Here is a 483-nt window from a genome sequence, read left to right as displayed (position 1 = left end):
CTAAGTTTATCAACGGTTACAGATGGAGAAGTACTCCCGAACTTACTGAAACAAACACGCCGAAGTATCCTTGAGGTGTCTGGTGATGGCGCTTACGACACAAGAGCATGTCACGCTGCAATTAAGATTAAGGGAGCCATTGCTCTTGTTCCCCCACGAGAAGGGGCAGCCTTTTGGGAGCGTGGTCACCCTCGAAATCTCGCCGTGGGTTGCCAGAAGTTATACGGCTCAAATAAGTATTGGAAAGAGCGGTATGGATACCACAAACGCTCATTGTCAGAAACAGCGATGTATCGAGTTAAACAGTTGCTAGGAGGACGATTGAGCTTAAGAAATTACAATGCACAGGTGGGTGAAACTTACGCGATGATAAAAGCGTTGAACAAGCTCACTGGGTTAGGTATGCCTGAAACTTGTCGTATTGACTAAGAAAGACACGAAATGGGGCTGCTCTGCCTCTAAACTGAATTACGCAACAAAGCC

The 483-nt window shown here is 46.6% G+C and carries 1 protein-coding gene; it reads left to right on the top strand.

Features of this window, described 5'->3' with window-relative positions; genetic code table 11:
• Positions 1 to 429 (top strand): IS5 family transposase (locus OQJ75_RS22470; RefSeq protein ID WP_266067299.1); only part of this gene is annotated, 429 nt, incomplete at its 5' end.
• Positions 430 to 483: the final 54 nt, after the last annotated feature.

The sequence above is a fragment of the Vibrio sp. 14G-20 genome, from assembly GCF_026241515.1.
Lineage (GTDB): Bacteria > Pseudomonadota > Gammaproteobacteria > Enterobacterales > Vibrionaceae > Vibrio.
This window is presented reverse-complemented; position numbering and strand designations above follow the sequence as displayed.